This window comes from Kitasatospora sp. NPDC054939 (assembly GCF_053610105.1).
The window spans coordinates 1-6,632 of record NZ_JBSGXP010000240.1; the positions used below are offsets into that span (position 1 = coordinate 1).

The 6,632-nt window shown below is 77.0% G+C and carries 6 protein-coding genes; 2 read left to right on the forward strand and 4 right to left on the reverse strand.

From position 1 onward, the window contains the following. Nucleotides 1-110: 110 nt before the first annotated feature. The 4 genes from ACWGB8_RS37200 to ACWGB8_RS37215 form a co-directional block, all read right to left on the reverse strand. Nucleotides 111-839, reverse strand: coding sequence for a polysaccharide deacetylase family protein (locus ACWGB8_RS37200; RefSeq protein ID WP_452218087.1), 729 nt, complete (start codon nt 837-839; stop codon nt 111-113). Then, nucleotides 839-1,600 (reverse strand): SDR family NAD(P)-dependent oxidoreductase, encoded by a 762-nt coding sequence (locus ACWGB8_RS37205; RefSeq protein ID WP_452218088.1) that lies wholly within the window; start codon nt 1,598-1,600, stop codon nt 839-841. The genes ACWGB8_RS37200 and ACWGB8_RS37205 overlap by 1 nt, the downstream gene beginning before the upstream one ends. Before the next feature lie 2 nt (nt 1,601-1,602). Next, nucleotides 1,603-2,595: a hypothetical protein gene (locus tag ACWGB8_RS37210; protein ID WP_452218089.1), complete on the reverse strand. Its 993-nt coding sequence runs from the start codon at nt 2,593-2,595 to the stop codon at nt 1,603-1,605. Nucleotides 2,596-2,752: 157 nt separating this feature from the next. Next, the gene (locus tag ACWGB8_RS37215; protein WP_452218090.1) at nt 2,753-3,718 is read right to left on the reverse strand and encodes a hypothetical protein; all 966 of its coding nucleotides are present in this window, start codon (nt 3,716-3,718) and stop codon (nt 2,753-2,755) included. 239 nt (nt 3,719-3,957) lie between these two features. Here ACWGB8_RS37215 and ACWGB8_RS37220 point away from each other — a divergent pair, with 239 nt between their 5' ends. Further along, a complete protein-coding gene (locus ACWGB8_RS37220) occupies nt 3,958-4,233 on the forward strand; it encodes a heavy-metal-associated domain-containing protein (protein ID WP_452218091.1) in 276 nt (91 codons plus the stop codon). A 112-nt stretch (nt 4,234-4,345) separates the two neighbouring features. Then, complete coding sequence (locus ACWGB8_RS37225; RefSeq protein WP_452218092.1) at nt 4,346-6,601, forward strand: heavy metal translocating P-type ATPase; 2,256 nt, start codon at nt 4,346-4,348, stop codon at nt 6,599-6,601. Nucleotides 6,602-6,632: the final 31 nt, after the last annotated feature.

The following is a 6,632-nucleotide window of genomic DNA, read 5'->3' on the forward strand; positions in this document are numbered from 1 at the left end:
CGTCGGGACCGGGCCGTCCGCCGTTCCGGGGCCGGCCGACCCCACCGGCCGGCGGTCGCCGGCGGGGGCGGGGCCGCGGCAGAACGGCCGGCCTCACAGGACGGCCGGCCTCACAGGACGTGGTCGCGCAGCGGGCCCAGGACGAGGCCGCGGGCCCGGCAGTGCGCGTCGATCAGCGGGAGGGCGCCGAGCGCGGAGCGCCAGGAGCCCGGCGCCGAGGTGCAGTCGGAATCGTGCAGCAGCAGGGTGGCCCCGCCCACCAGGTCGGGACGGGCCGTGGCGAAGACGGACTCCGGGGTCGCGCGGCCCGTCCAGTCGCGGCCCCAGGCGGACCACAGCACCGTCCGCAGGCCCAGCCGCCGGGCCGCCAGGACCAGGCCGGTGGTGGGGATGCCGTACGGCGGCCGGTACCAGACGGGCGCGGTGCCGCACAGGTCGGTGACGGCCTGCCGGGCCCGGCGCAGCTCCCGCAGGTCGCGGGCGGGGGCCGGGTACCACTGGGTGCGGTGGTACCAGCCGTGAACGGCGGGCTCGTGCCCGCGCTCGACGAGCTCCCGCCCGAGCCGCGGGGCACGTTCGAGCATCGAGCCGAGCAGGAAGAAGGTGGCCCGCACGCCGAGCGCGTCCAGGGCGTCGAGCACGTACGGGGTGCTCCGCGGGTCGGGCCCGTCGTCGAAGGTCAGCGCGACGTGCCCGGCCGCGCCCCGGCCTGCGGCGCCCCGGGCCACGGTCCGGCGCACGGCGGTGAGCCGGACCGCCGCCGGGGCCAGGTGCAGCAGCGCGGCGCCCGCCAGGCCGCAGCCCGCCAGCGCAGCGGTACGCCCGGGAGCCGGCCGCATCAGCCGAACCGGGCCGCCATCCGGCGGAACACCCCCGGCGCCACGCCGTGGAACCGGGCCGGGCCGCCCAGCCAGCGCGGGACGAACAGCCGGTCGCGGTCGGTGGTGACGGTGGCGAGGACGGTGTCCGCGATCCGCTCGGCGCTGACCGGGCGGGGCCGGTCCCGCTGGTAGGGGGTGCCGCGGCGGGCGAAGAACGGGGTGTCGACGGCCCCCGGGAGGATGATCCGGACCCCCACGCCGGTCCCGCGCAGCTCGTACCAGAGGCTCTCCGCGAACATCGCCAGGCCGCCCTTGGTCGCGGCGTAGGCGGCCTCGTCGCGGACCCCGACCTGGCCGGCCATCGAGCCGATCAGCACGATCCGCCCGTGCCGCCGCTCCAGCATCCCGGGCAGCAGCAGCCGGGCCAGGCGCAGCGGTGCGGCCAGGTTGACCTCCATCATGCGGTCGAGGGTGTCGGCGGGCGTCCCCGCGAACGGCCCGCGCCAGCCGAGGCCGGCCCCGGCGACCAGGACGTCCACGCGCCCGGCCGCCGCGAGGGCGCGTTCGGCGAGGCGTTCGGCGCCGTCGGGCTTCGCGAGGTCCTGCAGGAGCGGTGTCCCGCCGGTGCGGGCGGCAACGGCGTCCAGGCGGTCCCGGTCGGTGCCGGAGAGCACCGTGTGCCAACCGGCCGCGGCGAGCCGGATCGCGGTCGCCTCGCCGATCCCGGACGAGGCGCCCGTGACGAGCGCGGTCTGGGTTCGCGGTCGCTGCTCCGTCATGCTCACCTGCCGGCCTTCCGCGGTTCGCCGTCCGTTTTGTCCGGCAAGCCACCTTCGCACGGCGGGCCCGGACGGGCGAGCGGGGCCGCCTCCGCGACGGTCCCGGCCCCCGCGGCGGGCGCGGAACCCACGGTGGGCGCGGAGCCCGCAGCCGGGGCGGCGGGCGGCCGCTGCTCGACCTCGCCGAAGCGGGACAGCAGGAAGGTGCCGCCGACCGCGACCGCGAACCCGGTCACCGCCGCCCACCCCTGGCCCGGCCGAGCGGCGTCGCCGAGCAGCCAGACGCCCACGAAGGCCGGGCCGAAGGTCTCGGAGACCGTCCCGGCCGCCGTCGCCGCGGTCACCGTCCCGCGCTGCAGCGCCAGCGCGTACGCGACGTAGCCGCCGAGGCCGCCGATCGCCAGCGCGTACGCGGCCGGGTCGGCGAACACCTCCCAGGGCGCGGAGACGTCCAGCACCCGGACGGCGAGGCTGGTGACCCCGAAGCCCACACCCGCCAGCAGGCCGAGCCCGGCCGCGGCGGCGGTGCCCTTCCGGCGGGCCAGCAGGGCGGTGAGCAGCAGCATCAGCAGGGTCGTCGCGAGCAGCGCCCAGTGGAAGGCGGGGCCCGCGTGGTCCCGCCCCTCGCGTCCGGAGCCGGCCGCCAGCAGCGTCAGCCCGGCGACCACCGCCGTGATGCCGACCGTGTCGGTCCGGTGCAGCCGGGCACCCAGCAGCCAGACGGCCGCGACCGCGGTCACCGCGAGGCTGGCGTTGGTCACCGCCTGGACGAGGAACAGCGGCAGGGTGCGCAGTGCGACGATGCTCAGCCCGAAGCCGACGATGTCGAGCGCCGTCCCGAGGGCGAACTCCCAGGAGCGCGCCAGCCCGGCCAGCCAGCCCACCCGCACCCGGTCGGTCGTGGGGACCTCCCGCGCCCCCCGCGCCTGGAACACGGCGCCGAAGCCGAAGCAGGCGGTGGCGACCAGTGCGGTGGTGAGCCCCAACAGCAGCATCGCACCCTGCCTTCCGGGGACGGCCCCCTCCCCCAGTCTGTCCCCGCCCGCGCAGCACCGCAGGCGAGAGGGCTCGGGTGGGGACGTGGCTGGGACGGGGGCGGCGCGAGCGTGGGGCGAGAGCGGTGTGAGGCAAGAGCGCGACGGCGGGCCCGGGTCAGTGCTGGTGGCCGTCCGGGGCCGAGGTGGCAGCGGGCGTGGTGGGGGCGGACGCGGCGGGGGCCGGGGCGGTCTGCGGGGTGCCGGCGGCCGGGAGGGTGAAGGCGACGGTGCGGACGGTGTCGCCGTGGCGGAAGTCGAGGAAGAGCCGGTAGTCGCCGGGGCTGGGGGCGGTGGTGGTGAAGGCGATCTCCGGGCCGGGGGTGGTCGTGTCGGGGTGGACGTGCAGGTAGGCGAGGTCGCCGGCGCGGAGGGCGACCAGGTGGCCGTAGGCGCCGAGGTAGGGCTGCAGGTCGGTGACGGGGCGGCCGTCCTTGCTGACGGTGAGGGTGAGCCGGCCGGCCCGGCCGGGGGTGAGGTCTCCGCCCAGGGTGACGGTGTAGCCGTCGACGGTGGCGGTGCGGCCGGTGGCGGGCAGCGGGGCGGGGCGCAGGTCGCCGGCGGCGTGCAGGTCGGCGCCCAGGGTGAGGCCCTGGCCGGCGCCGAGGGGGGTGAAGTCGGCGAAGACCCGGTACTCGCCGGCGGCGGGCAGCGCCACGGGGGTGCTCCAGGTGCCGTCGGCCGCCCGGGCGGGGTGGAGGTGCTGGAAGGTGGAGAGGTCGCGCGGGGCGACGATCAGGTGCAGGTCCTTCTCGTGCGCGGGCCGGTAGGCGGTGAGCGGGGTGCCGTCCGGGCCGAGGATCCGGAAGCGCAGGTCGGCGGGGGCGCCGGCGGTGACGTGGGCGTTGTCGAGGCTGAGCGTGTAGCCGCGCTCGCTGATCTGCAGGCCGCCGGGGAGGTGTTCGGCGGTCGGCGCGGCGGGGGCGGAGGTGGCGGCGGGGGCGGCGGCGCCCTGGTGTCCGGTGTGGGCGGCGGCGGGCCTGGGGGCGGGGTCTCCCCCGGCCGCGTGGCCGATGCCGTACGCGGCGCCGAAGGCGGTGGCGAGGCCGGCGGTGAAGGCGGTGATCCTCAGGGCGGTGTTCACGGTGGTACTCCTCCGTCACGGAAGGGCGGGCGGGGCGGGTGCCCGGGCGGCTGCGTTGCCACCCCTGCAGTAGATACCCCCCAGGGGTATGAAGTCAAGGCGGATCGGATCCGGTTCGAGGGTTGCGCCAGATACCCCCCCTGGGTATAAATGAAGCACCGCCGAGCGATACCCCCACCGGGTATCACAGGCCACCACCGCGCCCCGCTCCCGCCGGGGCCCGTCCATCGGAGTCACCCATGTCCTGCTGCTCCACCGAAGGCACCTGCTCGACCGCCACCGCCACCGCCCCGGCACCCGCCGCCGTCACCACCGTCTACGCCGTCGCCGGGATGACCTGCGGCCACTGCGAGCAGGCCGTCGGCGCCGCTCTGGGCGCCCTGACCGGCGTCTCCGCCGTCACCGTCGACGTGCGGGCCGGCCTGGTCACCGTCGCCTCCGCCACCGAGCCCGACGACGACGCCGTCCGCGCCGCCGTCGACGAGGCCGGCTACGCGCTGACCGGCCGGGCCTGACCGACCACCCGACGCGGCCCGGGCCCCGACCGCCCCGAAAACCCCGAGGGGGTATCCGGGGCCCGGCCGCCGCCACCCCGTCCCGTCCCGGAACGACCCACGAGGAGCCCAGATGACCACCCAGGCCCCCGCCTCCACCGAGGTGGAACTCCAGATCGGCGGCATGACCTGCGCCTCGTGCGCCGCCCGGATCGAGAAGAAGCTCAACCGCATGGACGGCGTCACCGCCACCGTCAACTACGCCACCGAGAAGGCCCGGGTGACCGTGGCGGACGGCGTCGGCGTCGCCGACCTGATCGCCACCGTCGAGGCGACCGGCTACACCGCCGCCGTCCCCCGCCCGGCCGCCGACCCGGCCGCCGCCGACGGACGGCCCGCCGAGGAGGCCGACGAGCTGGCCCCGTTGCGGCAGCGGCTGGTCACCTCGCTCGTCCTGGCCGTGCCGGTGATCGCCATGGCGATGGTGCCGGCCCTCCAGTTCGACCACTGGCAGTGGCTCTCGCTCACCCTCGCCGCGCCGGTGGTCACCTACGCCGCCTGGCCGTTCCACCGGGCCGCCTGGACCAACGCCCGGCACGGCGCCGCCACCATGGACACCCTCGTCTCGCTGGGCACCGCCGCCGCGTTCCTCTGGTCGCTGTGGGCGCTGTTCCTCGGGAAGGCCGGCACGGCCGGCATGCGGCACGGCTTCGAGTTCACCATCGCCCGCACCGACGGCTCGGCCAACATCTACCTGGAGGCCGCGGCCGGCGTCACCGCCTTCATCCTGGCCGGGCGCTACTTCGAGGCCCGCTCCAAGCGGACCGCGGGCGCCGCGCTGAAGGCCCTGCTGGAGCTCGGGGCCAAGGACGTCACCGTGCTGCGCAACGGCGCGGAGGTCCGCATTCCCACCGCGGAACTGCAGGTCGGCGAGCTGTTCGTGGTCCGGCCCGGCGAGAAGATCGCCACCGACGGCGTGGTCGAGCAGGGCGCCTCCGCCGTGGACGCCTCCATGCTCACCGGCGAGTCGGTGCCCGTCGAGGTCACGGTCGGCGACGCCGTCACCGGCGCCACCGTCAACGCCGGCGGGCGCCTGATCGTCCGCGCCACCCGGATCGGCGCCGACACCCAGCTCTCCCGGATGGCCCGCCTGGTCGAGGACGCCCAGAACGGCAAGGCCGCCGCCCAGCGCCTCGCCGACCGGATCTCCGCCGTCTTCGTCCCGGTCGTGATCACCCTCGCCCTGGCCACCCTCGGCTACTGGCTCGGCACCGGCGAGGGCTGGACCGCCGCCTTCACCGCCGCCGTCGCCGTCCTGATCATCGCCTGCCCCTGCGCGCTGGGCCTGGCCACCCCGACCGCGCTGTTGGTCGGCACCGGCCGCGGCGCCCAGCTCGGCATCCTCATCAAGGGCCCCGAGGTCCTGGAGTCCACCCGCCGGGTCGACACCGTGCTGCTCGACAAGACCGGCACCGTCACCACCGGCCGGATGAGCCTGCTCGCCGTCCGCACCGCCGAGGGCACCACCGAGGAGGAGGCGCTGCGGCTGGCCGGCGCCCTGGAGCACGCCTCCGAGCACCCCGTCGCCGCCGCGATCGCCGGCGCCGCCGCCCAGCGGCTCGGCACCCTGCCCGCCGTCGAAGGCTTCGAGAACGTCCCCGGCCTCGGCGTCCAGGGCGTCGTCGACGGCCACGCCGTGGTGGCCGGCCGCGAGCAGCTACTCGGCGAGTGGTCGCAGTACCTGCCCGCGGAGCTGGCCGCGGCCAAGCGCACCGCCGAGGCCGCCGGGCGGACCGCGATCGCGGTCGGCTGGGACGGCGAGGCCCGGGCCGTGCTGGAGGTGGCCGACGCGGTCAAGGAGACCAGCGCCGAGGCGATCGCCCGGCTGCGTGCCCTCGGCCTGACCCCGGTGCTGCTGACCGGTGACAACCGGGCGGTCGCCGAGGCCGTCGCCGCCGAGGTCGGCATCGCCCCCGAGCACGTGATCGCCGAGGTGCTGCCGCAGGACAAGGTCGACACCGTCGCCCGGCTGCAGGCCGAGGGCCGGGTCGTCGCGATGGTCGGCGACGGGGTCAACGACGCCGCCGCCCTCGCCCGGGCCGACCTCGGGCTCGCCATGGGCACCGGGACCGACGCCGCCATCGAGGCGGGCGACCTCACCCTCGTCCGGGGCGACCTGCGGGCCGCGGCCGACGCCATCCGGCTCTCCCGCCGCACCCTGGCCACCATCAGGGGCAACCTGTTCTGGGCCTTCGGCTACAACGTCGCCGCGCTCCCGCTGGCGGCCGCCGGCCTCCTCAACCCGATGATCGCCGGCGCCGCGATGGCCTTCTCCTCGGTCTTCGTGGTCGGCAACAGCCTCCGCCTGCGCACCTTCCGGGCCGGCTGACCCGCACGCCCCGTACCGCCCCGTACCGCCC